The following is a 22,207-nucleotide window of genomic DNA, read 5'->3' as shown; positions in this document are numbered from 1 at the left end:
AATTAGCTCAGGAATTGCGGGACGTGACGAGCAAATTGCTTGGCGCACTGAAACAGGATCGATGCAGTATTGACGATTTGCCCGCCGCCGCCACCGCGCATCTGCCGCGCGGCGGCCTTGGCGCAAAGGAACATGCCTGTCATGTCTACCGTCCCTTGCGGTGAATACACGGATCAGTACCTCGTCTGAGCACAAGCAACGTCAACGACGTGACGCAAGCTTGCTTGCTACTGCAAGGTGAAGAGACGGTGGCCTTTAGCGATGCTGGTTATCGGGGCGCGAATAAACGCGAAGAAGCGCAGGGCCGAAGTGGCACGTGGAGATGCAGCCGGGTATGCGCCGACAACGGGATCCACGGCGCAAGTGGACGCGCTTGCTGGAGACGGCCGAGCGGCTGAAGGCGAGCGTCCGGGCCAGGTCGAGCACCCGTTCCATGTGAACAGGAACCTGTTTCGCCACAGGAAGACCCGCTACAAGGGACTGGCCAAGAACGAGGCGCAGCTGTTCAGCCTGTTCGAGTTGGCTAATCTCGTCATCGCCAAAAAGTCGCTGCTGATCGCTCATGTTCGAGGCGCGTCTTGAACACCAAAATGGCCGCAACAGAGGCGCCGGGCGGCGTACGAAGCAGCTCTGCACCGTGCCGAGCGCAGGCTACGGGATCCCTCGCGTGATTTTCGTCTCAATCAGCCTCCAAGCCTGCATTGCTTGCAAATTTTCAGCACTTCTTGGCTGAGCTGCCGGGCCCGCAGCCCTCAGCTATTACCCGTGGAGGCGACCTGCAATACTGGCGCTGTGGCGCTCGCCCACCGCAGCGCCAATGCTCGCTTCCCCGCGGGCAGGTCGGCGAAATGGCTCTCCACTAACTCGTACGCTCGCAACGGGTCGAGCCTCAAGGCTGCTGCCCGACCGCGCTCGCGTCGTGGCTGTGCGAAGAGGCCGACGACTTGTGCTTGATCAGCGTAACCGCGACTCCGCCGATCAGCGCGGCCATTGCAATGGCGAGGAAGTTCTGCACCAGCGGCAGCTTCATCGAGACCAGCAGCCCGATCACGATTGGCGCCGCGATCGCGCCGATGCGCCCGACCCCCGAGGCAAAGCCGAGTCCCGTCGAACGGATCGCCGTCGGGTAGAACTGCCCGGCATACGCGTACAGCAGGATCTGCGTGCCCAGCGTCGACGCGCCGACGACGGCAACGATGAGGAACAGCGGCTGCGCGCCGTAACCGAGCAGCGTCAGCGAGACCGCGGCGACCGCGAAGAATGCGCCCGTCACCCACTTGATGTTCAGCTTGTCGGCGAGCCATCCGCCACCGACGGCGCCGACGACTGCACCGGCGTTGTAGGCGAGCAGGAAGTTCAGGGCGGAACCGAGGCTGTAGCCGGCCATGCCCATCAGCTTGACCAGCCACGAACTGAGCGCATAGAGCATGAACAGGCAGGTCATGTAGGCGACCCAGAACATCACCGAGCTGAAGCCCCGGCCGTCCAAGAACAGCCTGCCTACGGTCGGACCTTCGGCCTTGTCCTCGGCCGGAACGGGGAACTCCTCGTGCGGCTCGAGCGGCATGTCCGGTCGGATCTTCTGGACCACTTCGCGCAGATGCGTGTGGTCGTGCTGCTTGATCAGGAACGGCAGCGACTCAGGCATGTACTTCAGGATGAACGGGATCAGCACTACTGCGGCGCCCGCGGCGATGAACACAGATTGCCAACCATAGGTCTCGATGAACTGCTTGCCGAGGAGCGCGGCGAGGATGCTGCCGACCGCGTAGCCGCAGCACATCAGCGTGACCATCACGCTGCGCACCTTCTTCGGTGAGTATTCGGTCATCTGCGCGGCCGCATTTGGGATCGCACCGCCGATGCCGAGCCCGGCGAGGAAGCGCATCACGCTGAAGGTGATCGGGTCGTTGGTGAACCCGGCGGACGCGGTGAAGGCGCTGAACAGGAACACGCAGATCGAGATCGCCCAGCGGCGGCCGATCTTGTCGGCTAGCGCGCCGAGCGCGATCGCTCCAAACATCATGCCGAACAGCGCCGAACTGGCCATGAAGCCCGCTGTCGCGGCCTCGACATTCATCGCCTTCATGATCGACGGAAGCGCGGTGCCGGCGACCGCCAAGTCGTACCCGTCGAGCACCAGGATCACGAAGCACCAGATCAGCACCGACCAGTGAAAGCTGTTGAACTTGGCCTCGTCGACCAGTTTGTGAACATCTAGCCGGTGCATGCTTGAAGGTGCAGGTGCCAGCTCAGAGCGGACTGGTTTCATACGCTTGTCTCCTTTTATCATCGGTTTGCGGTTCGGCATGCGGCGCAGTAACCACATTCGGGGCCGACACCTCACGGCCAACGCCCGCCCTTGCATAGAAAAGGGCGGTCCCCTCAGTCCGGCCAGGCTGCACCACCCTCACACGCGAGGGGCTTCGGGTAGGCGTTCACCACCGCGCACAACGTACTTGGCGGGATACAGTGTGACGAGAACCTCGACTTCGTCCTCCGTTGCCCCGGTGCACATGCTCCAGATCGAGCTCACCTTTTTGGCCAGCGATAGCACGGCGCCGTCGCTGCGCCCATCACGGATGTGGCAGAAGATCAGCGTTTCGGAAGTGGGCTCTCCCGAACGGTAGGTATTCTCGGGCGTGGATTCATGGAATACCACGCTAATCAAGTCGAGCGGCGAAAGGATGATCTCCCTGATCGCGCTTGTGAACTCGCTGGCGATCCTTGCCTTGACGCCAGCTTCGATTCCGACCTTGCATTCGCAAACAATGATGGGCATGTTGTGTCTCCTTGAAGATAGGGCTGCTGAAGCCTCATTCTCTCGGAACGTCACCGCCTGCGATTGCATCGGGGCGCCACCACTTGCTTGGAAGTGCCATGACATGGCGTAGTGCCGCCGGTCCAGGCCAAGCTCGTTATGGGGGGGCCGGTGCCCGCCAGTACGACGCGCGCCAAACAGCGTCCACGCGTTTGGAACCTACAAGGTTGCACGTTGAGAGAGTCGGCCATGGCGGAGTCAACCTCCACGGTCGAGCAACTCACAGGCCACGCGCCCCGTACGCTGACGCAGTCGCTGAACATCGCGTTCTTCAGGGTTAGTAGACAGATGGCTCTATAGCTGCGGCCGGCCGCGTTCGTCTCTTAAGTCCTCCACAGTGACGCACCGATCAGCTGCGTGAAGGCCGGCGCCATACCTTGAAGTAGTCGAGGTAAGGGGCGGCATCGGTGGAGACTTCAGGGCCATTGAAGTCATATCTGTCGACGAAGAATGGCTACCTGCTCGGCAAGAATGCGCGGCCGATTTGACCTTTCGTGCGAAAAGTTCTTTCAGCGAGCACTGCTTACCCTGGTCCCCGGGATCGGGGAAAGCATCGGCCGGCTAGCGCAGCGAGTCACACTCAAGAATGATGGAGGAAACCCTTGTTGACAGGGGCATGACGATAACATACGCTTCGTTTACTAAACGGTCGTTTTACTAAGTGCACCTGCGGTCCGGCCTCGCGCCCTCTTACTCATCCATGGGAGCAATTCACATGGCAGACAAGGAAGCTATTCTGGTGATTGGAGCCGGCGACGCTACCGGCGGCGCCATCGCGAGCGCTTTGCCAAAGAAGGCTACCCCCGCCGCACCGTTGACAAGCTCCAGCCCCAGATTGACGAGATCCGGGCAGAAGGCCGCGAGGCGAACGGCTTCGGCTCCGAGGCGCGCAAGGAAGACCGCGAAACGGCGAGGTTCATGCTGCCACGCGGGCCGCGGCACCATCATCTTTACGGGCGCAACGGCCAGCTTGCGCGGACGCGAAGTCTCGCCGCAGTCGCCGGCACAAAACATGGCCCGCGAACGGGGCCCGGAGGGAATCCACGTCGCTCATCCCATAATCGACGCCGCGATCGACACGGCGTTCCTCCGCGACAACTTCCCCGAGCGTTTTGCGCTGAAGGACCAGGATGGGATCGTTCAATCCAGCTCGATCGCAAATGCTTACTGGAATTTGCATGAGCAGTCCCGCGATGCCTGGACGACGAGATGGAGCCGCGGTCCTGATGGGAACGTTCTGAGGCCCGGACGTGCCAACCTTTACTGACAAAAAAGCGTTCGTCTTCCCTTGCAACGCCAGTGGCCACGTCTTCATGAAAGCGTTGAGCGAGCGTGCCCGTAGCCGCTACCTCTTTGCCCGCGCCACGGTCGGCATCGGCGGCTTCTATGCCCGCAGCAAATCATTGCGCGGCGCAGTGCGAATTGGAGCCAACTTAATGAGTTCGAGGCACTTGATGCGCCGCCTCCACAGACCTCCAGCAACGACGGTGGTATTTCGCGGCTCAATAACCGGCCCGCGCGTACCCCCATCCGCGCTTCGCCCACAACCCTCACGAATGTGCACGCATGACTCGGGGCTGCGTATCTGGCTAAGCCTTCAACGTATCACTCTCCTTCTTTCACAACAATTTGCCGGCTTTGACCGGCGTACGGAGACAAACCTTGGCACAAGGTCGCAGCAGATTTCTCAACTCCGCCGTCGCGCTGGCAGCCTTGCCGGTCGCCGGTTGCCGCTCGTCATCGGTTGACACCGCCGCGCTGAAAGCCAACGCCGACCCGGTGCTGATCCGTGCCGTCGCATCCGGCCACACGGCCGGCGTCGCCGCCGCGGTAATCACTCGCGATGAGACCCTCTACACCGCAGCGCAAGGAGCGCGCACGCTGGGCGCCTCCGCAGCGATGGACCTGGACACGGTGATGCTCATCGCATCCATGACCAAGCCGATCACCAGCGCCGCAGCCATGCAGATGGTCGAGCAGGGCAAGTTGAGCCTGGACGGACCAGCGGCCGCAGTGATCCCCGAGCTGGGCGTTCTCAAGGTTCTGGAGGGCTGGGACACGAATGGCGCGCCCCAGCTGCGAGATGCCGAGGGCCAGCTCACCCTGCGGCATTTGCTCACCCACACGTCCGGCTTCACCTACGAGATCTGGAACGCAGACCTGGAGCGCTTCTACCGCACGCAGAACACCCCGGGCATCCTGACGGGGCAGAAAGCGGCGCTGCGGGTGCCTCTGTGCTTCGACCCCGGCGCGCGCTGGGAATATGGCATCGGCATCGATTGGGTGGGCCAGCTGGTTGAAGCCGCCAGCGGCCTGCGCCTGGGCGACTACTTCCAGCGCAACATCACCGGACCGCTGGGCATGGACAGCACGGCGTTCAAGATCAGCACGACCATGCGCACTCGACTGGCCGGCATGCATTTGCGCGGAGACGACGGAAAGTTATCCGTGATCGATCTCGGAACAGTGAAGGATCCCGAGTTCGAGTCGGGCGGTGCAGGCCTGTACTCCACCGTCAACGACTACCTGAAGTTCATGCGCATGATCCTCAATGCTGGACGGGGCAATGGCAACCAGATCCTCAAGCCGGAGACGGTGGCCCTGATGTCGCGCAATGCCATGGGCGCGCTTAGCGTGAGCAAGCTGCCGACACAGAATCCTTTTTTCTCGCGTGACGTGGAATTCTTCCCCGGCGTGCCCAAGACCTGGGGCCTGGGCTTCATGATCAACGAGAGCGCAGCGCCCACCGGCCGCAGTGCCGGCAGCCTAGCCTGGGCGGGACTGGCCAATACGTACTTCTGGATCGACCCCACCCTGAACATCGCAGGCCTGGCCATGATGCAGTCGCTGCCGTCCGTGGACCCGAAAACCGTGGACGTCTTCTACGGCTTTGAAGAGAGCGTTTACGGCTCGCTGAGCTGATGCCTGAAGGGCGGTCACCGCCCTTCAGGATTGAGGGCGCAGGATCTATGACACGGCTTGTTCATTCACAACACTTTGCCGGTTTCACAGGCGCACGGAGACAAACATGAAAACACTGACTCGCAGACTCTTTGATGCCGCTGTCGTGGTCGCGCTTTGCTGCGCCGCCGCCGCGACGGCGCAACCCTATCCGAACAAATCCATCCTGATCAAGGTCGCTTACCCGCCCGGGTTCGGCGTGGACGCATCAGTGCGTCCATCCGCACCCGTGCTGGAGCGCGCCCTTGGGCAGACTCTCGTGATCGACAACATGCCCGGTGCAAACGGATCCATCGCGGCGATGAATGTGTTGAAGGCGTCGCCAGACGGATACACGCTGCTCGCGACGGCGGGCCCGGATTTACTGGTGGCGCCGCTCACGGTCGCTTCGGCCAAGTACACGTTCGACAGCTTCAAGCTCATCGGTTCGTTCGGGATCTCGGACATGGTCCTCGTCAGTCATCCCGACCGCCCTTTCAACAATCTCACCGCGCTCCTCGAACAGATGCAAAAGCGTGGCGCGAAGGAGCTTTCCATTGCCCACTGGGGCCAGGGCACGCTCGCTCATCTCGCGGCCGCTGAATTCCAGCAGCGGGTCGGCGTCAAGTTGCTGGAGGTGCCGTACAAAGGCATCGCTCCCATGGCCACGGCCGTCGCAAGTGGCGAGGTGGACCTCGCGTTTGTTCCTCTTGCGGGGCCAATCCTAGGAATGGTCCAGACCGGGCGGATCAAGGCCATCGCCTTCGCGAGCGCCAAGCGACATCCGCTCATGCCGGATGTCGCGACGCTGAGCGAGCACGCTCGATTCAAGAACTTCGAATTCGGCATCTGGACGGGCTTGTTCGCGCCCGCGCGCACAGCCGATGCCGTTGTCGCGCGCCTGAGCAAGGCCTTCCAGCAGTGGAACGATAGCCCGGAATTCCTCGCGCTCGCGACTGCGCAGGGCTTTCGCAAGCTGGACTCAATGACGCCGCAGCAGGCAGCGGCCTTCTTGCGTGTAGAGAACGAAAAGTTTGTCAACATCGCAAAGACACTTAATCTGGCGGCGCAATAACGCTGCCGCGCCGGAAAGGCCCATACTATGACCGTTCGAGACTTTCACTACTACGAGCCCGCGGAGGGCCACGGGCTGAGCCACAACCCGCTCAATGCGTTGGTGGCCCCGCGGCCCATCGGCTGGATCTCGTCACGCGACGCGCAGGGGCGGGTCAATCTCGCGCCCTACAGTTTCTTCAACGCGTTCAACTACGACCCACCGATCATCGGATTTTCTTCGATCGCCTGGAAGGATAGCGTGCAGAACGCATCAGAAACGCGTGAGTTCACCTGGAACCTAGTCACCCGCGAACTCGGTGATCAGATGAACCAGACCTCATCACCGCTTCCGCACGGCGAGGATGAGTTCCAGTTCGCCGGCCTTACGGCCGTGGCGGGTCGCAAGGTCAACGTCCCGCGGGTGGGCGAAAGCCGCGCGGCTATGGAATGCAAGGTGATCGACATCGTGCAATTCCGAAACACCGCAGGCGAGAAGGTAGGTGGCTGGCTCGTCTTGGGCGAAGTGGTGGCCGTGTACATCGACAAGACACTCCTGAAAGACGGCGTGTATCAGACAGCCGAGGCATATCCGATCATGCGGTCCGGCGGACTGAACGACTATGTCCAGGTCTCGCCAGACAATGTCTTTCAGATCGCGCGGCTCGCGGGCGCCAGCAGCCCATCGTCGCACGGCAAGGGATAGCACCATCCGCAAGACGGCACATGCCAAGGAGATGCAACACCCCCATGCCGGCCTGGTGCTGCCGCAACCGCCGGCCAGGGACATGGGGGGCCATGGGCTGTATTCCACCGTGGGCGGATACTTGAAATTCATCCGAATGCCCGCGATACGCCTGAACCGCTGGGTGGTCGCGCGCCGATACGCTGGTCTGCTGGACGCCGCCTTAGCACGGTCCGGGCTTTACGAATGGAACTAGAGCTTTTTACATGAGAGAAGTCTTGACACTTGGTGCGCAAGCACGTACGTTTACATAACGATCGTTTATCAAAGGAAAGCGAGTTCATGGAACCCACTACTCCGAAAGTCGCGCTGGTCATCGGCGCAGGTGATTCGACCGGCGGAGCCATCGCACGCCGCTTTGCTCGTGAAGGGTTCGTTGTCTGCGCCACCCGCCGCGATGCCGAGAAGCTCACGCCGCTGCTTGAAGAGATCCGCGACCAGGAAGGCAAGGCCTACGGCTTTGGTTCCGATGCCCGCAAGGAAGAAGATGTTGTCGCACTCATCGAGAAGATCGAATCGGAGATCGGTCCCATCGAGGTGCTCGTGTTCAATATCGGCGCCAATGTGCCGTGCAGCATCCTGGAAGAGACCGGTCGCAAGTACTTCAAGATCTGGGAGATGGCGTGTTTCTCCGGCTTCTTGAACGGTCGCGAAGTGGCTCGCAGAATGGTGGTGCGCGGCCGCGGAACAATCCTGTTCACCGGCGCTACGGCCGGCATTCGCGGCGCGGCCAACTTCGCCGCCTTTGCAGGTGCCAAGCATGCGCTGCGCGCGCTGGCTCAAAGCATGGCTCGCGAACTGGGTCCGAAGAACATCCACGTCGCCCATGTTGTCGTCGACGGCGCCATCGATACCGAATTTATCCGCAACAATTTCCCCGAGCGCTATGCGCTCAAGGAGCAGGACGGCATCCTCAATCCTGAGCACATCGCGGAAAACTACTGGTACCTGCACACGCAGCCGCGCGATGCCTGGACCCACGAACTCGATCTCAGGCCCTACATGGAACGCTTCTGAGATGGAGCCAATCCACAACCATTACGACTCAATCCCATGAAAACACGGATCACCGAGCTGTTCGGCATTCGACACCCGATTGTGCAGGGCGGCATGCACTTCGTTGGCCTGGCCGATCTGGCGGCCGCAGTCTCGAACGCCGGCGGGCTGGGCGTCATCACCGCGCTGACGCAGCGGACGCCAGAGTTGCTGGCGAAGGAGATCGCCAGATGTCGCGAGATGACGGACCAGCCTTTCGGCGTCAACCTCACATTCCTGCCGACTTTCTCCGCCCCGCCCTATCGCGAGTACATCCAGGCGATCGTGGAGGGTGGTGTGCGCATCGTTGAAACGGCTGGGCGCAGCCCTGAGGAGTACATGCCGGCGATGAAGGCGGCCGGAATTAGGGTGATCCACAAATGTACGTCAGTCCGGCATGCTCTGAAGGCCGAGAGGATCGGGTGTGATGCGGTGAGCGTGGACGGCTTCGAGTGCGGTGGCCATCCCGGCGAGGACGATATCCCAAATATGATCCTGCTGCCCCGAGCTGCAGATGAGCTCAAGATCCCGTTTGTGGCTTCCGGCGGCATGGCTGACGCCCGTAGCCTGGTGGCCGCCCTCGCCCTTGGCGCCGACGGCATCAACATGGGCACGCGATTCGTGGCGACCAAGGAAGCACCTGTTCACGAGAACGTGAAGCGCGCCATCGTCGCGGCCACCGAACTCGACACGCGACTCGTGATGCGCCCATTGCGCAACACGGAGCGTGTGCTGAAGAACGCTGGCGTCGAGAAGATCCTGGATATTGAGCGCGACAAGGGTGAGCAGATCCAGATCTCCGACATCCTTGAGCAGGTCGCAGGCGTCTATCCGAAAGTGATGCTCGACGGTGAGATGGATGCAGGGGCCTGGAGTTGCGGGATGGTCGCCGGCCTCATCGACGACATTCCGAGCGTACGCGAGCTCATCGATCGCATCATGGCGGATGCCAGCCACCTGATCGGGCAGCGTCTCGCCGGGATCCTCGAGTCAGAACAAATTCCCGGGGAAAGCGTTGCCGCCTGAGGAAACTCGAGGTACGTCGGAAACCCATCAGCCCAAGGAGAAAACTCATGTCCAAGACCGCGGAGTTCTATTTCGACGTCGGCAGTCCGGCATCGTACCTCGCATGGACGCAATTGCCGACGATCTGCGAAGAAACCGGTGGCACGCTTGTCTACAAGCCCATATTGCTCGGTGGGGTATTCCAGGCCATTGGCAATGCCTCGCCCGCGGCAATTCCAGCCAAGGGCGCATACACCAACATCGATTACGCCCGGCACGCAAGGCTCTACGGCGTTCCCTATCAGTGCAACCCGCACTTTCCCATCATCACGCTCACGCTAATGCGAGCCACCACCGGCGTACAGATGAGAATGCCCGACCGCTTCCAGGATTTCCTGCGCAGCGTCTTCCATGCGCTGTGGGTCGATGCGCTGAACCTCAACCAGCCCCAGCTTGTCGCCAAAACGCTGGTCGACGCGGGGTTCGACGTCGAGGCGATTATGGCACTCACTAACGATGCCGAGGTCAAGTCGCAATTGCGCTCAGCGACGGAAGAGGCCGTCAAGCGTGGTGTGTTCGGCGCTCCGACCACTTTCGTCGGCGAGCATATGTTTTTCGGCCAAGACCGCCTCGAATGGGTCTGTCACGCGCTGCAAGGCAAGCATCTGTGATTGATCCGGCCATCTCCGGCGACCCGGCTCTGACCCGGCATCCAGGCTTCCCATGGCAATCTCCCATCCCAGCGACTTAATGCGTTTTCGACCGACCGGCTGAGGGGCATCCGGCATGGCGTCGAGAAAGAGTCGCTGCGTGTGCGTCGCGCCGGCAGCCTTTCTGTGACGCCCCATCGGTGGCGCTGGGCTTGGCCTTGACACACGCTTGCATCACCACAGATTTCAGCGGAGTCGCAGGTGGAGTTCGTTCGACGAGCCGTAGCGTGCGATCGGAATAGTCTCATCGGAAGCAGGCCGCATGGCATGCCCGCCCTCCGGAACATCTCGACGCGCGCCGCCAGTTTGCAATAGCGGCGATATTGCCGCATGTGCGCGTCCCCGGCACGATCGATGATGATCTTCGGGATGCCTTCGTGCCGACGCTGGATCTTGAGCCTCACGCGTGCCGGGGTGCGGGTAGCTCAAGGCTGCCGCGGCGAGCAGCTTCCTTGCGGAGCTATTGCCGGTCTTAGTGATATGCGGCTCAATTGCCCACGGACGAAGGTTGCATCGAGCGAATTAATGTGTCCCGCAACAGCTTCTTCTGAAGCTTTCCCGTGGGCAGGCGCGGAAATTCGAGCACAAACGAGAAGGACCGCGGAACCCGTAGCGCACCGAGCTTGCTGCGACAAAGGGCCCTCAACTCCTCAGCTAACGCGTGAGGGGCGCCTGGTTGCCGCTCGACCTGAACCACTGCGTGGACCGCTTCCCCGTACTCGTCATCGGGCAGGCCGAAGACAGCCACGTCGAGCACGCGCTCATCGGTTACAAGAATGTTCTCTATCTCTTGTGGATAGATGTTCACACCGCCGGATATGATCGTAAAATCGCGGCGGTCCGAGAGGTATAAGTATCCCTCTTCGTCGAGATGGCCTATATCACCGTAGGTCCACCACCCCTGTTTGCTTCGGCTCGCCGCAGTTTTTCCGGTATCGTTCCAGTATGCAAACTTGGCGTCCGACTCAAAGTACACCGTTCCTGTCGAGCCAGAAGCTACTTCGTTCTCATCGTCGGCAAGGATATGAACGATTCCTTCGACGGCTCGACCCACTGATCCCTTGTGAGCGAGCCATTCAAGCGAACTGATCGAACAGGCGCCGATCCCTTCTGTTCCCGCGTAATATTCCTCCAGGATTGGCCCCCACCATTCGATCATTGTCTCTTTGATATGAATGGGGCAAGGTGCGGCGCCGTGCATCGCTAAGTGATGACTGGAAAGGTCAAACTGCATGCGCAGGCCCGCATCAAGGCGCAGCAATCGATGGAACATCGTCGGAACCCATAAGCTGTGGGTAACCCGGAATTTTTCCATGGCATGGAGCGCCTGAACTGCATCAAAGTGTTCCATTACCACAGCGGTACCGCCGAAGGCCAGGGTCGCCGAGACGTTTCGGTGCGGCGCGGCATGATACAGAGGTGATGTGCAGAGATAGACCATGGACGTATCGACGCCCGGCTTGCTGGCGAACGAAGCATCGCGCGGGTCCATGTCATGGAACGATATGGGAGGAATCGGCTTGCGCACACCTTTTGGCCGGCCGGTGGTCCCGGACGAGTACATCATCTCCCTGCCGCGAGCCGGATCATGGATTGATGTCACGGGGCATGCACGAAGCGCGTCCTCGAGTCGCTCAAAACCGGGAATATCGCCCCCAAGGGCGAAACATGCTGCGGAACCAAAATCGGCCGCTAAGAGACCGGCGCTGTTGACGGCGGCCACTGAAACGAACACAGCGCGCGCTCCGCAATCGCGCGCGATATAGCGCAGGTCGTCGGCGCTTAACTTGGTTGACGCCGGCGTAAAAACGACGCCAGCGCGCTGGCACCCCCATCCCAAATACAGGAACTCGGGGCAATTCTCGACGCAGAAGAGCACAGCGTCTCCGGTCTTGATCCCGGCACTGCGGAGAAGATTGGCAACCCGATTGGCCCCCTCTTCCAGTTGGAGATACGTGATTTCGCGCCCGCTAGGTATGAAGACCGCCGCAATCTTCTTAGGCATGGTCTGTGCGTAGTGCGATGGATGCGCCATGTCGCCTCTCACGAGAAAAGGGAGAAGCCAGGCGCACGACGCGCGAAAAAAGCCGCGAGAGCATTCTTGGGATCAGCGGACCTGAGGCGGCTGGCAAACTCTGGCACTTTGAGGTCGATAGGATCGAGCTTTTCCTCATCTTCACTTCTGCGAAAGAGCGAACGCGTTGGCCGAATCGCGAGAAGCTCCATCGTGTGCGCTAATGCTGTTCCCGCGGGAATGTCGATCAGCCCGCATTCAGCCTGCTCTTGCGCGCTGCAGGGCTCGGCAAGCGGAAGCAACTCAGTCGCCTTAGGCGTCCCGACGTTGTTCGGCGGCAATTGACATGACTTGAACTTCCGGCAAAGTCCGAAGCTCGATGTTGCCTCTGAGGCATCCTCATTTCCGCTCGCGAATACTTCTTCGCTGTCGTGTATCACCACAGCGCGAACTTCGCCGCGTCTGCCAGCGTCTCTGATTGACTCAGCAAGGGCTCCGTGCCTATCAAAAGTGATGGCATTCTTCCGCTCCAGTCTGTAAAGGACAATGAGCATGACGCCACGGTCTGATACTACTTCTAAGTGCTCCATTGCGGTCTCCTAAACACCGCGCCGATTTGCATCGGCTTCAGAAGGTCGCCAGCCCGTTATAGGCGACGATGGGTATTGCACGATGGATACCGAGCCGTCCATGCGGGATCGGCCTCACCCGCTGTGCCACTATTGACCTGGCGGTCGAGGGTGCTGCTCACCGTAGCCAGTTCTTTCTGGATGGCAGCCGCCTTGATGTTTAGCAGCACCACACCGAAACCGGCCGCGACGTCTTGACGGCATGGCCCAATCGAAGGAAGCGGCCACCTGGACGGGCTGAGGCCGGTTCGTCGACCGTCAGCACATGCGGCTATCCCGCGGCCTTGACCATGTCCTCGACCACCTTCTTGGCGTCGCCGAATACCATCATGGTCTTGTCCATGTAGAACAGCTCGTTATCGAGGCCCGCATAGCCGGCCGCCATCGAGCGTTTGTTCACGATGATGGTCTTGGCCTTGTACACCTCCAGGATCGGCATGCCGGCGATTGGAGACTTGGGGTCGTTCTTGGCCGCCGGGTTGACCACGTCGTTGGCACCGAGCACCAGCACCACGTCAGCCTGGCCGAACTCGCTGTTGATGTCTTCCATCTCGAACACCTGGTCGTAAGGCACCTCGGCCTCGGCCAGCAGCACGTTCATGTGGCCCGGCATACGGCCTGCCACCGGATGGATCGCATACTTTACCGTCACCCCGTGCTCCGTCAGCTTCTCGGTAAGTTCCTTGAGCGCATGCTGGGCGCGCGCCACCGCGAGGCCATAGCCAGGCACGATGACCACCGTCTCGGCATTGCTCATCAGGAAAGACGCGTCATCCGCCGAACCCGACTTGACGTTGCGCTGCTCGGCGCTGCCGCTGGCCGCGGCCGTCTCCGCACCGCCGAAGCCGCCCAAGATCACGTTGAAGAACGAGCGATTCATCGCCTTGCACATGATGTACGAGAGGATCGCGCCGCTTGAACCCACCAGCGAGCCGGCGATGATCAGCATCGGGTTGTTCAGCGAGAAGCCGATGCCCGCCGCCGCCCAGCCTGAGTACGAGTTCAGCATCGACACCACCACCGGCATGTCGGCGCCGCCGATAGGGATGATGATCAGCACGCCGAGCACGAAGGCGATAGCCAGCATCACCAGGAATGACAGCCATTCCTGCGTCATGAAGAACGCGATGCCGAAGCCGATCATGGCGACGGCCAGCGCCAGGTTTAGCATGTGCTGGCCGGCGAACACCACCGGCGCGCCCTGGAACAGGCGAAACTTGTAGCGCCCGGCCAGCTTGCCGAAGGCGATCACGGAGCCCGAGAACGTGATTGCGCCGACGAAGCAGCCGATAAAGAGCTCGATGCGGTTGCCCAGCGGGATCAGGTGAGAGCCGGCCGGGCTGATGCCGAATGCCGCCGGCTCCGCGACCGCCGCCACCGCGATGAACACCGCCGCCAGGCCTATCAGCGAGTGCATCGCCGCGACCAGTTCCGGCATCTTGGTCATCTGCACCTTCTTCGCCACGTAGGCGCCGATGCCGCCGCCTACCACCAGCGCGCCGAGAATCAGCGCCAGCCCCGTGCCGACCGATGACTGGCCAGCGCCGGCGGAAAGGAATTCCTGCTTGAGCTTGACGATCAGCGCCACGGTGGTCACTGCGGCGATCGCCATGCCGGCCATACCAAAAGCATTGCCCTTGCGGGCCGAGGCCGGGTGCGACAGGCCCTTGAGCGCTTGGATGAAACAGACTGAGGCGGACAGGTAAAACAGCGTTACCGCGTTCATGGACAGAAAGCTCATCGCGCCGCCTCCGCCACAAGGTCATCGGCCACGGACTTGGTACTGGCCTGCGGCGCGGCCTTGGATGCCTTCTTCCGGAACATCTCCAGCATTCGCTGAGTCACCATGAATCCGCCGAACACATTGACCGCAGCCAGTGCCACGGCCAGCGCGCCCATGATGCGGCCGGTGGGGCCATCGGTAAGGCCTGCGGCCAGCATCGCGCCGACGATGATGATGGCCGAGATTGCATTGGTCACGGCCATCAGAGGCGTATGCAGTGCGGGCGTGACCGTCCAGACCACGTGGTAACCCACGTAGATTGCGAGCACGAAGATGATCAGGTTGATCACCGTGTGGTTCACCATTTCCATCGATGTCTCCTTAACTGGCCAACGCCACGGTGTCGCGCCGGGTCATCAGGCACGCCTCGACAATGTCGTCTTCCAGATTGATGCCGGGCTTGCCTTCCTTGTCGATGATGAGCTTCAGGAAGTCGAGCACGTTGCGGGCGTACAGCGCCGAGGCGTCGGCGGCGACCATGCTGGCCAGGTTGGTATGGCCAACCAGCACCACGCCATGCCGCTCAACCACCTGGTCGGCCACCGTCAGCGGGCAGTTCCCGCCTTGCGCGGCGGCCAGGTCGACCACCACTGAGCCGGGTTTCATCGCCATCACGGTCTCTTCCTTTAGCAACACCGGCGCCGGGCGGCCCGGAATGAGCGCGGTCGTGATCACGATGTCGGCCTGGCTGGCACGCTGGTGCACCAGCTCCGCCTGGCGGCGCATCCAGTCGGCCGGCATCGGTCGGGCATAGCCGCCCACGCCCTGCGCGATTTCGCGCTCCTCTTCGGTCTCGAAAGGCACGTCGAGGAACTTGGCGCCGAGCGACTCGATCTGTTCCTTGACCGCCGGGCGCACGTCAGAGGCCTCGATCACCGCGCCAAGGCGCTTGGCCGTGGCGATCGCTTGCAGGCCGGCAACGCCGGCGCCGAGAATCAGCACGCGCGCGGCCTTCACTGTGCCGGCCGCGGTCATCAGCATCGGCATGAAGCGCTGGTAGTGGTGAGCTGCTACGAGCACTGCCTTGTAGCCTGCGATGTTGGCCTGCGACGACAGTACGTCCATGCTCTGCGCCCGCGTAGTGCGGGGTGCCGCTTCCAGCGCGAAGGCGGTGATGCTCGCGGCGGACATGCGCGCGTTGTTTTCGGCGTCGAAGGGACTGAGCATGCCGACCAGCGTGGCACCGGGCTTCATCTGGCCGAGCTCGGCCTCGTCCGGTGCGCGCACCTTCAGCACCAGTTCGGCGCCGAGTGCCTGCGCGGCGGTGCCAATGCAGGCGCCCGCGGCCTCATAGGCAGAGTCTGGCTGGCTTGCCCTAACTCCGGCGCCCGCTTGGACAATGACTTCGTGACCTTGCGCGACGTATTTCTTGACCGTCTCGGGCGTGGCGGCAACACGGGTCTCGCCGGCCCGCGTCTCCTGCGGGATACCGATTTGCATCTCGTCTCCTCATGATGTTTTTTTCCTGGAGTGGTACCCGGCGGGGCCAGCCTTCCATTCTAGATTTTGCTGCCCTGCTTGAGGGCCTTGGTTGTCGCTCAGCGTGCGTGCGCGCCGCCCCCAGCATCTTGAGGCGCCGTGGGCAACGGTTGGCTTACCTTAGTCGTGCTTTCGCGTTCTCAATCTCCTCCTCTAAATCCCGCAACTGATCCTTCCCAAAGAACATCTCGTCGCCGACAAAGAACGTCGGCGAGCCAAACGCACCGCGTTCGAATGAATTCTGGGTATTCGCCAGCAAGATCCGCTTGACTTCGGGATCCGCAATGCGGGCCTCGAAGCCTTCCCCGTCCAAACCGGCGACATCCAGGGCCGCCGAGATGATGGCGGGGTCATCCATCTTCAAACCTTGTTCCCACATGTTTGCGAACACGGAATTTACGTAAGGCATAAAGGTACCGTTCTTCTGGGCAGCCACAGCCCCGCGCATGATTTGCAATGTATTGACGGGCCAAAACGGATTGTCCCGATATGCGGTCAGTCCGTGCTTGGTGATGAAGCGCTGGATCTCCAAACGCCCAAACTCCGCCTTGTTCTTGATACCGGCAAATGCCTCCGCGGGAGAGCGATTCCCCGTTAGCCTGAACAGCCCGCCAAGAAGCACCGGAATATATTCGAACTGAACGTCCTGCCGTGCCTCAATACTCGGAATGACTTTGTGGCTAAGGTAGGAATTCGGGCTGCCGAAATCAAAGTGGAACTGAACTCGTAAGCCGTTCATGGTGTCTCCTAATATAGGACGTGGTGAAATTTGGGTGGAACGTTTAGCAAAGCCCGCTTAAGTGTTGCGGATCTGACGACGGATGCTGCACGATCTCTGTCGAAATCGGCCCACGCTCTGCTAGCACGGTCATACAGCCTGGTCAGGTACGGGACTCACTGACAACAAGTGCTGGTGAGCAGATCGGCCAGTTTCGAATTTTCTTCGCGCATCGTCTGCCGATTCCGCCGCTACCGTGATGACACCTGCCAGTTCGAGTTCAGCGTTTAATACAAAGAGGGAGAATATCTGTAGCGAAACGTCCCCATTTCCACACGCCGTGTCTTTCATTACTATCCCCGGTTGGATCCTCTGTATGGTGGCATCCAATCGCCGCGATACCAATTATTGATCTGAGGTGACCGAATACCGTGTCCCAATGGCGATTTACGCTACCTCGAACAGCCCCGCCGCCCCCATACCACCACCGACACACATCGTGACGACAACGTATTTCTCTCCACGGCGTTTGCCCTCAATCAGGGCGTGAGCCACAAGCCTTGCACCCGTCATGCCATACGGGTGCCCGATGGAAATCCCGCCACCGTTCACATTCAATCGGTCCGGATCGATTCCGAGGCGATCGCGACAGTAAAGAACCTGGCACGCGAAGGCTTCATTCAGTTCCCACAGACCGATATCGCTAACCTTCAACCCATGCCGCTCCAGGAGTTTCGGGACCGCAAAAACTGGGCCAATACCCATTTCCTCGGGCGCACAGCCCGCCACCGCGATGCCGCGGTAGATACCAAGAGGCTGCAATCCGCGCCGCTCGGCCAGGCGGCGATCCATCAGGACCGAGGCCGAGGCACCATCCGAAAGCTGACTTGCGTTTCCTCCGGTGACGACCCCGCGGTCGATGACTGTCCTGAGCTTTGCCAACCCCTCCACCGTTGTGTCGGGACGGTTGCCTTCGTCGCGGTCCAGTAGCACGTCACGGAAACTGATCTCTCCTGTCTCCCTATCCTGGATGGCCATGGAGGTTTGGAAGGGTACTATTTCGGCCGCAAAGCGGCCCATCTCCTGGGCAAGCGCCGTACGGCGCTGTGATTCCGCCGCGTAGACATCCTGCGCCTCTCGGGAAATGCCATACCGGCCTGCGACGAGTTCAGCGGTCTGCAGCATCGGCATATAGGCATGTGGAACCCGCTCAATCAATTCCGTGTCGGCCGCACTCGATATCCATTCGACAAAACGGTCCTGCACCAACGAGATGTTCTCTTGCCCCCCTGCCACCACCACGTCCATCTCGTCCACAATGATTTGCTTTGCTGCGGTGGCCATCGCCATCAAGCCAGAGGCGCATTGCCGGTCAATGCACTGACCCGCGACATTGACCGGAAGTCCGCCGGCTAGCGCGCTAAGACGGCCAATGTTCATGCCAGCCGTTCCTCCCGGCATCGAGGTACCGATCACTACATCCTCAATCTCTTCCGCCGCGATTCCGGCACGCTGAACCGCATGCGATATCACGTGCCCCATGAGGGTCGGCGATTTGGTGTTGTTTAGTGAACCCTTATAGGCGCGACCGATCCCGCTCCGTGCTGTCGAGACAATGACTGCTTCCCTCATGCTGCCCTCTTGGTGATGTGAATACTGGGTAGACGTCCCGCGATGACCGCGTCTCTCTGAGGTGTTCTGTCTAGAGCGGACACGTCTGGTTCATGCTGCAGCTAGTCGATTGAGGTAGCTTGCAGCGACTTCGCCTGGCGTTTGGTACCCCAACTTGGAATGCCGCCGTTGGCGATTGTAAAAAATTTCAATGTACTCACGAACAGAGGCCATGGCTTCCATCCGGGTGGCATACCGATGGTGGTACACCAGCTCTGCTTTCAGACTGCCCCAGAAGCTTTCCATGGGCGCATTGTCGTAGCAATTTCCCTTGCGTGACATCGATGCCTGCATGCCGAACTGCGCCAGCAACCTGCGATAGCCGTGAGCACAGTATTGGCTACCCCTGTCCGAATGATGTATCAGGCCGGGCCGCGGCCGCTTGCTACGCACCGCCCGGAACAGCGCCTCGCCTACCAGTTCCTGTGTCATTCTGGGCCCCATCGCGTAGCCCACGATCTCGCATGTGTACAGGTCCTTGATTCCTGCCAGGTACAACCACCCCTCGTCGGTTGCGATATACGTGATGTCAGTCACCCACGCGGCGTTTGGCCTGTCGGCTTCAAACTTCTGCTCCAGTAGGTTGGGCGCCACTGGCAGATTATGTGCCGAGCGCGTTGTCGCCACGAATCGACGCTTTTGCCGACACCGAATCCCCATCTCATTGCGCAGTCGGGCCAGCCGGTCACGACCGACCATGAATCCATCGCCAGCCAGTTCTCGCTGCAGGCGCCGCGTGCCATACGTCTGACGCGTGCGCTTGTGGGCCGCCCGGATCGCCAGATGCAACCGCTCCTGTTCCGGACTGAGCCCGTGAGGTCTGTGCGTCCAGTCGTAATAACCACTGCGCGAGACTCCCAATACCCGGCACATCATCTTCACCGGATACACTTCTCGCCATTGCCTCACGAACGCGTACCGGGCAGTGATTCCCTGGCGAAGTACGCTGCGGCTTTTTTTACAATATCGCGCTCCAGCTTCGCTTCTGCCAGCTCCTTGCGCAGCCTCGCATTCTCCGCCGCCAGCTCCGCCACTGTCACGCCTCCTGGTGCCGCTGTTGCTCCAGGCGCTTTGGCTCTCAACACCCAATTCGTCAACGTGCCCTTCGGAATCCCAAGACGCTGGGCGGCCGACTGCAGCGTCAGCCCCTGTTCCAGCACCAGTCTCACGGCCTCTGCCTGAAACTCTTCCGTGTACGTCTGTCTTGCCTTGCTCATCTTCGCGCGCTCCTGATCCACGATCTTAATCTAAGGACCAGGCGTGTCTGTCTCGATCAGGCTACCTCACTCTCTGACACATCGCAAAGCTGGGGCCAGCAACAGACAGAATCGGAGATTTCTTCGGTTGGTCACGCATTGCGATCGTGCGGAGCGGTCTCTATCTCATGTGGTTAGACGTTTGGTCTACCAGGTCTCTGACCAGGGACGAAGGTCAAGCTCAAAGGTCCAGGCGTCGCGTGGTTGCGAATGTAGATACCAGTAGTTCTGCGCGATATGCTCCGGATTCAGGATGCCATCCTGGTCTTTCAATGCATAACGATCCGGAAAATTGGTGCGGATAAAGTCAGTGTCGATCGCGCCATCCACCACAATATGAGCCACATGGATGTTCTTCGGGCCAAGTTCACGGGCCATGCTTTGCGCAAGCGCGCGAAGCGCATGCTTGGCACCCGCAAACGCGGCGTAGTTTTCCTTACCTCGAAGACCCGCGGTAGCGCCGGTAAAGAGAATCGTGCCGCGTTGACGCTGTACCATGCGCTTGGCGACTTCCCTTGCATTCAGAAATCCTGCAAAGCAGGCCATCTCCCAGATCTTGAAGTACTTTCGCGCTGTCTCTTCAAGGATGGAAGAAGGCACATTCGCTCCAATGTTAAACACGAGAACGTCAATTGGGCCAATCTCCGATTCGATCTTGTCGATGAGGGCGACCACCTCCTCCTCCTTACGCGCGTCCGTGCCAAACGCGTAGGCGATTCCTCCGGCATCGTGAATGGAGTCAACCAGCGGTTGGAGCTTGTCCGCTGTACGACGCGTCACACAAGCGACCATGCCTTCCGCGGCGAAACGCTTGGCGATTGCACTGCCCGTGGAGTCCCCCGCTCCGATCACGAGCGCGACCCTCTGCTCTTTGACATCCATCACCGTCTCCTTTATTGAAAAACGATCGTTTAGTAAAGAGAGAGTATTTCATCACGGTGCAGGAGTCAAGGGCGACTTACGCTAACGCACCTACAACGAGAAGGCTGAGGAATACGCACTGCGCGGCACGTGTAGTGGCGAGGCCGGTAAGGATGGAAGAAGAATAGGCGCGACGGCGCTTGGATGGATGGCTTCGCGCGCCGGGGCCCGAACCGGAAGCATCGACAGCACGTGCGGTGCGGTCGGGTTCCGCAGTCGAAGCCGTCGCAATGAAAGCGCGGTACCGCGGCATGCACGCACATACCTGCGCATCGAGAAGAATCGTAAGGGCGCAGAACTGCGCCCGGAGAAGGTGGGTGCTACATTGGCACCGCTTAGGTCTTGCTGAGGGGTTCGAGCCGTTCAATAGACCGCCCGAGAAAGCGACGGCTGGAAGCGAGAATCTGCTGCCTGGTCCGGTCGGTTTCAACCACCCGGGCCAGCAAAATGGCACCGACGCACTGCGCAATCAACGCCCAAGCCGCATCCGGATCGTCCAAACGCTGCTTCCAACTGCTCTGCAGCTTTTTCGCGCTTTCCTCCACTGAGGCGCGGACTGCTGGCCCAGACCTCGCGATTTCAGGTCCCAAGGTCGGCAGGACGCAACCTGATTCCGGGTGCAGCGCATGAGAACTGCTGAGATAGCTTCTGATGCGCTTCACGAAATGATCTTCGGCCGTCTCATCCTCGCCTGCGAGCATTTCAGCGCTGTTGGCCAACTCCCGCTGGATGACCTCCGCGAACAGTTCCGCTTTAGAGCCAAAATGACTATAGAAGGCGCCCCCCGTGAGACCGATGGCCCCCATCAGTGCGTCGACTCCCGTTGAATCGAACCCCCCCTTTTTTGCAATCGCTTGACTACTGTTGAGGAGTTTCTCCCGCGTCTCCTGCTTGTGCGTGCTTGAGTAGCGCATTTTCGGCTCACCTCGAACTCATGACATGGCAGGAATTATAGCATGACGATCGTTCAGGAAAGTTCTGCCTCGGTTTGGTGCTGCGGCGCACCGGACTGCCAATTCCCGAAGATTCTAGCCTGTGCTCGCCAGCGGTGGGGCCGCGGATGCCGTCCTGTGCATCGGCCGTCGAAGCCCGTCTAAGCGCTGTCTCTTCGTGTCCCGACTGAGATCCATCCTGCGCACACGAAGGCGCCCAACTCACGTCCCCACTCCTGTGGCGCGGGCGCCCAACGGCATGCGCAGGTCCAAATCACCGAGCGCGAATACTTGTTGACATCACTCAGTGCGTAACCTAGCATCGTTTGACAAACGATCGTTAACTAACGAATCACACGGAGTCTTTTGACCCCAATCCCCGGCACGGGACTTCGGTCGACAGGCCCTTCAGTGAGCTGCCCGTTAGTCACGCTGCTTCTCGCTACACGGACTCGATTTCATTCGGGAAGCCGTGGCGCAGATGGCAACCGAGCG

General features: G+C 60.6%; 19 protein-coding genes and 3 pseudogenes. 8 read left to right on the top strand and 14 right to left on the bottom strand.

Translation table 11 applies throughout. The features are described from left to right. Positions 1–2: 2 nt before the first annotated feature. Positions 3–143, bottom strand: coding sequence for a hypothetical protein (locus tag ACIGJG_RS31835; protein ID WP_483674063.1), 141 nt, complete (start codon positions 141–143; stop codon positions 3–5). 245 nt (positions 144–388) lie between these two features. Here ACIGJG_RS31835 and ACIGJG_RS31830 point away from each other — a divergent pair. Next, positions 389–582: pseudogene (locus ACIGJG_RS31830) on the top strand (transposase); the annotation flags it as partial. A 307-nt stretch (positions 583–889) separates the two neighbouring features. Here the strand turns inward: ACIGJG_RS31830 and ACIGJG_RS31825 are convergent. Both ACIGJG_RS31825 and ACIGJG_RS31820 read right to left on the bottom strand, forming a co-directional pair. Beyond that, the gene (locus tag ACIGJG_RS31825; RefSeq protein WP_483674368.1) at positions 890–2,230 is read right to left on the bottom strand and encodes an MFS transporter; all 1,341 of its coding nucleotides are present in this window, start codon (positions 2,228–2,230) and stop codon (positions 890–892) included. A 180-nt stretch (positions 2,231–2,410) separates the two neighbouring features. Continuing rightward, positions 2,411–2,782, bottom strand: coding sequence for a tautomerase family protein (locus ACIGJG_RS31820; protein WP_011295817.1), 372 nt, complete (start codon positions 2,780–2,782; stop codon positions 2,411–2,413). 754 nt (positions 2,783–3,536) lie between these two features. Between ACIGJG_RS31820 and ACIGJG_RS31815 the strand changes: the two are divergent. The 7 genes and pseudogenes from ACIGJG_RS31815 to ACIGJG_RS31785 all read left to right on the top strand — a co-directional run bounded on the left by ACIGJG_RS31815 (position 3,537) and on the right by ACIGJG_RS31785 (position 10,270). After that, positions 3,537–4,088 (top strand): annotated as a pseudogene (locus ACIGJG_RS31815) (Rossmann-fold NAD(P)-binding domain-containing protein). 395 nt (positions 4,089–4,483) lie between these two features. Further along, the gene (locus ACIGJG_RS31810) at positions 4,484–5,743 is read left to right on the top strand and encodes a serine hydrolase domain-containing protein (RefSeq protein ID WP_483674350.1); all 1,260 of its coding nucleotides are present in this window, start codon (positions 4,484–4,486) and stop codon (positions 5,741–5,743) included. A gap of 106 nt (positions 5,744–5,849) precedes the next feature. Then, positions 5,850–6,836: a tripartite tricarboxylate transporter substrate binding protein gene (locus ACIGJG_RS31805; RefSeq protein WP_011295819.1), complete on the top strand. Its 987-nt coding sequence runs from the start codon at positions 5,850–5,852 to the stop codon at positions 6,834–6,836. A 27-nt stretch (positions 6,837–6,863) separates the two neighbouring features. Continuing rightward, on the top strand, positions 6,864–7,520 hold the full coding sequence (locus ACIGJG_RS31800) for a flavin reductase family protein (protein WP_011295820.1): 657 nt from the start codon (positions 6,864–6,866) through the stop codon (positions 7,518–7,520). A gap of 321 nt (positions 7,521–7,841) precedes the next feature. Continuing rightward, positions 7,842–8,576 (top strand): SDR family oxidoreductase, encoded by a 735-nt coding sequence (locus ACIGJG_RS31795; protein WP_011295821.1) that lies wholly within the window; start codon positions 7,842–7,844, stop codon positions 8,574–8,576. A gap of 36 nt (positions 8,577–8,612) precedes the next feature. Then, positions 8,613–9,620, top strand: coding sequence for an NAD(P)H-dependent flavin oxidoreductase (locus ACIGJG_RS31790; protein ID WP_011295822.1), 1,008 nt, complete (start codon positions 8,613–8,615; stop codon positions 9,618–9,620). Positions 9,621–9,667: 47 nt separating this feature from the next. Beyond that, entirely contained in the window at positions 9,668–10,270 is a 603-nt protein-coding gene (locus ACIGJG_RS31785) for a 2-hydroxychromene-2-carboxylate isomerase (RefSeq protein ID WP_011295823.1), read from the top strand. A 332-nt stretch (positions 10,271–10,602) separates the two neighbouring features. Here the strand turns inward: ACIGJG_RS31785 and ACIGJG_RS31780 are convergent. The 11 genes and pseudogenes from ACIGJG_RS31780 to ACIGJG_RS31730 all read right to left on the bottom strand — a co-directional run. Beyond that, a pseudogene (locus ACIGJG_RS31780) lies at positions 10,603–10,789 on the bottom strand (IS110 family transposase); the annotation flags it as partial. A 7-nt stretch (positions 10,790–10,796) separates the two neighbouring features. Next, positions 10,797–12,314, bottom strand: coding sequence for an AMP-binding protein (locus ACIGJG_RS31775; RefSeq protein WP_483674349.1), 1,518 nt, complete (start codon positions 12,312–12,314; stop codon positions 10,797–10,799). Between the two features lie 38 nt (positions 12,315–12,352). Beyond that, complete coding sequence (locus ACIGJG_RS31770; RefSeq protein WP_483674348.1) at positions 12,353–12,913, bottom strand: Clp protease/crotonase-like domain-containing protein; 561 nt, start codon at positions 12,911–12,913, stop codon at positions 12,353–12,355. Between the two features lie 310 nt (positions 12,914–13,223). Continuing rightward, positions 13,224–14,693: an NAD(P)(+) transhydrogenase (Re/Si-specific) subunit beta gene (locus ACIGJG_RS31765; protein ID WP_483674347.1), complete on the bottom strand. Its 1,470-nt coding sequence runs from the start codon at positions 14,691–14,693 to the stop codon at positions 13,224–13,226. After that, complete coding sequence (locus ACIGJG_RS31760) at positions 14,690–15,046, bottom strand: NAD(P) transhydrogenase subunit alpha part 2 (RefSeq protein WP_483674345.1); 357 nt, start codon at positions 15,044–15,046, stop codon at positions 14,690–14,692. The genes ACIGJG_RS31765 and ACIGJG_RS31760 overlap by 4 nt, the downstream gene beginning before the upstream one ends. A 10-nt stretch (positions 15,047–15,056) precedes the next feature. Then, positions 15,057–16,175, bottom strand: coding sequence for a Re/Si-specific NAD(P)(+) transhydrogenase subunit alpha (locus tag ACIGJG_RS31755; RefSeq protein WP_483674344.1), 1,119 nt, complete (start codon positions 16,173–16,175; stop codon positions 15,057–15,059). 154 nt (positions 16,176–16,329) lie between these two features. Further along, entirely contained in the window at positions 16,330–16,953 is a 624-nt protein-coding gene (locus ACIGJG_RS31750; RefSeq protein WP_483674343.1) for a DsbA family protein, read from the bottom strand. Between the two features lie 426 nt (positions 16,954–17,379). Further along, positions 17,380–18,564: an acetyl-CoA C-acyltransferase gene (locus ACIGJG_RS31745; protein WP_483674342.1), complete on the bottom strand. Its 1,185-nt coding sequence runs from the start codon at positions 18,562–18,564 to the stop codon at positions 17,380–17,382. A 90-nt stretch (positions 18,565–18,654) separates the two neighbouring features. Further along, positions 18,655–19,820, bottom strand: a protein-coding gene (locus ACIGJG_RS31740; protein ID WP_483673311.1) for an IS3 family transposase whose coding sequence is annotated in 2 segments (ribosomal slippage) — positions 18,655–19,556 and positions 19,556–19,820 — 1,167 coding nt in all. Because the reading frame shifts where the segments join, the coding sequence is not laid out codon by codon here. A gap of 186 nt (positions 19,821–20,006) precedes the next feature. Continuing rightward, positions 20,007–20,741 carry an SDR family oxidoreductase gene (locus tag ACIGJG_RS31735; protein ID WP_483674340.1) on the bottom strand — a complete coding sequence of 245 codons (735 nt, stop codon included), beginning with the start codon at positions 20,739–20,741 and terminating at the stop codon, positions 20,007–20,009. Between the two features lie 374 nt (positions 20,742–21,115). Next, complete coding sequence (locus tag ACIGJG_RS31730; protein ID WP_483674339.1) at positions 21,116–21,694, bottom strand: TetR/AcrR family transcriptional regulator; 579 nt, start codon at positions 21,692–21,694, stop codon at positions 21,116–21,118. Positions 21,695–22,207: the final 513 nt, after the last annotated feature.

This window comes from Cupriavidus sp. C1SS-2L (genome assembly GCF_057073735.1).
This window is presented reverse-complemented; position numbering and strand designations above follow the sequence as displayed.

Excerpts from the sequence above, each read along its gene's own strand:
- ACIGJG_RS31775 (WP_483674349.1), bottom strand. The coding sequence starts at position 12,314 with ATGCCTAAGAAGATTGCGGCGGTCTTCATACCTAGCGGGCGCGAAATC.
- ACIGJG_RS31755 (WP_483674344.1), bottom strand. The coding sequence starts at position 16,175 with ATGCAAATCGGTATCCCGCAGGAGACGCGGGCCGGCGAGACCCGTGTT.
- ACIGJG_RS31795 (WP_011295821.1), top strand. The coding sequence starts at position 7,842 with ATGGAACCCACTACTCCGAAAGTCGCGCTGGTCATCGGCGCAGGTGAT.
- ACIGJG_RS31745 (WP_483674342.1), bottom strand. The coding sequence starts at position 18,564 with ATGAGGGAAGCAGTCATTGTCTCGACAGCACGGAGCGGGATCGGTCGC.
- ACIGJG_RS31790 (WP_011295822.1), top strand. The coding sequence starts at position 8,613 with ATGAAAACACGGATCACCGAGCTGTTCGGCATTCGACACCCGATTGTG.
- ACIGJG_RS31735 (WP_483674340.1), bottom strand. The coding sequence starts at position 20,741 with ATGGATGTCAAAGAGCAGAGGGTCGCGCTCGTGATCGGAGCGGGGGAC.
- ACIGJG_RS31765 (WP_483674347.1), bottom strand. The coding sequence starts at position 14,693 with ATGAGCTTTCTGTCCATGAACGCGGTAACGCTGTTTTACCTGTCCGCC.
- ACIGJG_RS31750 (WP_483674343.1), bottom strand. The coding sequence starts at position 16,953 with ATGAACGGCTTACGAGTTCAGTTCCACTTTGATTTCGGCAGCCCGAAT.
- ACIGJG_RS31760 (WP_483674345.1), bottom strand. The coding sequence starts at position 15,046 with ATGGAAATGGTGAACCACACGGTGATCAACCTGATCATCTTCGTGCTC.
- ACIGJG_RS31825 (WP_483674368.1), bottom strand. The coding sequence starts at position 2,230 with ATGCACCGGCTAGATGTTCACAAACTGGTCGACGAGGCCAAGTTCAAC.
- ACIGJG_RS31785 (WP_011295823.1), top strand. The coding sequence starts at position 9,668 with ATGTCCAAGACCGCGGAGTTCTATTTCGACGTCGGCAGTCCGGCATCG.
- ACIGJG_RS31800 (WP_011295820.1), top strand. The coding sequence starts at position 6,864 with ATGACCGTTCGAGACTTTCACTACTACGAGCCCGCGGAGGGCCACGGG.
- ACIGJG_RS31730 (WP_483674339.1), bottom strand. The coding sequence starts at position 21,694 with ATGCGCTACTCAAGCACGCACAAGCAGGAGACGCGGGAGAAACTCCTC.
- ACIGJG_RS31820 (WP_011295817.1), bottom strand. The coding sequence starts at position 2,782 with ATGCCCATCATTGTTTGCGAATGCAAGGTCGGAATCGAAGCTGGCGTC.
- ACIGJG_RS31770 (WP_483674348.1), bottom strand. The coding sequence starts at position 12,913 with ATGGAGCACTTAGAAGTAGTATCAGACCGTGGCGTCATGCTCATTGTC.
- ACIGJG_RS31805 (WP_011295819.1), top strand. The coding sequence starts at position 5,850 with ATGAAAACACTGACTCGCAGACTCTTTGATGCCGCTGTCGTGGTCGCG.
- ACIGJG_RS31835 (WP_483674063.1), bottom strand. The coding sequence starts at position 143 with ATGACAGGCATGTTCCTTTGCGCCAAGGCCGCCGCGCGGCAGATGCGC.